Origin of the sequence: Pleomorphomonas koreensis DSM 23070 (assembly GCF_000425185.1) — a bacterium.
Taxonomy (GTDB): Bacteria; Pseudomonadota; Alphaproteobacteria; order Rhizobiales; family Pleomorphomonadaceae; genus Pleomorphomonas; species Pleomorphomonas koreensis.
On the sequence record NZ_AULH01000068.1, the window covers coordinates 1 to 1582 of the forward strand.

Consider the following 1582-nt stretch of genomic DNA (forward strand, 5'->3'; position numbering starts at 1 on the left):
CGCTCGGATAGCCCAAGGGAACCTCCTCCGAAGAAGAACCCTTGAATCAAACCTCGGCTGATTTGGGAATCCCTTTTGTCAACGCAGCCTAGTCACGTTCGCGGCTCAGTACTTCCGTTTCGGTGAGCCCCCGCAACGTGCAGGACGTCATCTGTGGCAAATGCGAACAGAGGCCATTCACGACGAAACGCTGGCCGAAAGCGAAACGGCTGGGTCAGTAGGAAACAAAGTGAAATGCAGCTTTTCGCATAATTGCAACTCGGTGATCATAGGCAAAATATAACGTTCTGGTTGTCGAAATCGAATGATCGCTGAGGCCAATGAATGACCGTACGCAAGCGTGGTAACAAGCTTGAGCGATGGGAGATCGCGTTCGTCAAAGCGATGGTAGCAGATGGGCGCTGGCCAAACGATCAGGACATTCTTGCTTATTTTACACGCCCCACCCGTTCGATCAATCACAGAGCCATCGCCGAGATTCGCACGGGCACCAAGCATGCGGCGGTAAAGCCGTCGTCCCAGAGCGAATTGGAAGAGTTTCTTTCTTCATGGCCTGAGATTGATGCGGAGACAGGTCTTTCTTTGCGTGGCGACGAGCTTCTGATCAAAGCGCGAGAGGCAATGATCGCGGCGGTCCATACGTTCAATGGCGCTGGGCTGATATTTCGCTCCGAGTTGTTCATCGTCACTGCTGTCATTGCCTGGACCTACTTGTTGCATGCATGGTTCAAGCGTGAAGGTATTGATTATCGTCACACCAAAAATCAGAATGGGCAGAGAGTCGTAGAAAAAACGCCAAGCGGAGCAGAAAAATACTGGGAACTTGGCCAGTGCCTAAGACATGGCCGTTGTCCTATAAAGCAGGGTGTAAGGGACAATTTAGACTTTCTTCTGGAGCTTAGGCACGAGATTGAGCACCGCTCAACCAACCGCATCGACGATGCCATTAGTGCTAAACTTCAAGCCTGCTGCATCAACTTCAACGACGCTATTAAGCATCTGTTTGGAGCGCAATATGCGCTCGAACGTCGGTTGCCTATCGCGCTCCAATTCGTAACCTTCTGCCCTGATCAGCGCGCAATCCTGAAGCGCGCCGGCGGACTGCCAAGAAATGTCGAATCCATGATGGGTGAATTCGAGGCGCACTTGAGTCCGGAGCAAATAGCCGACCCACGCTACGCGTTTAGGGTGTTCATGGTCCACAAAATGGCTAACCGCTTTCCGTCGGCGGATATGGCAGTTGAGATAGTCGAGCCCGGATCGGATGTAGCGGAAAAATTCAATATCGCTCTTAAAGAGGTTGAGAAGAAAAAATACTTGCCCAGCGAGATCGTTGCCCAAATGAAATCAGAAGGTTGGCGGCGGTTCACGATGGATAGCCACACCAAACTTTGGAAGAAACTCGATGCCAAAAATGTGTCGAAAGGTTATGGCGTGCTCGCTGTCGGGAAGACTTGGTGTTGGTACGAGAATTGGTTGAGCCGCGTTCGGGATCGTGTCCCAGGGCGTGGTGTAGCAGGGTAGCGGTGGTCACCAGTGTTTTCCGGTAGGGTCGGGTTGTTCAAGACCAACCTGAAGGACA

At 52.0% G+C, this 1582-nt stretch carries 1 protein-coding gene; it reads left to right on the forward strand.

Going from position 1 to position 1582, the window contains the following annotated elements; genetic code table 11:
• Positions 1-324 precede the first annotated feature (324 nt).
• On the forward strand, positions 325-1524 hold the full coding sequence (locus H512_RS0120075; RefSeq protein ID WP_026784917.1) for a DUF3644 domain-containing protein: 1200 nt from the start codon (positions 325-327) through the stop codon (positions 1522-1524).
• Positions 1525-1582 lie beyond the last annotated feature (58 nt).

Bases quoted from the DNA above. Each gene is read 5' to 3' on its own strand.
- H512_RS0120075 (WP_026784917.1), top strand. From the start codon at position 325: ATGACCGTACGCAAGCGTGGTAACAAGCTTGAGCGATGGGAGATCGCG.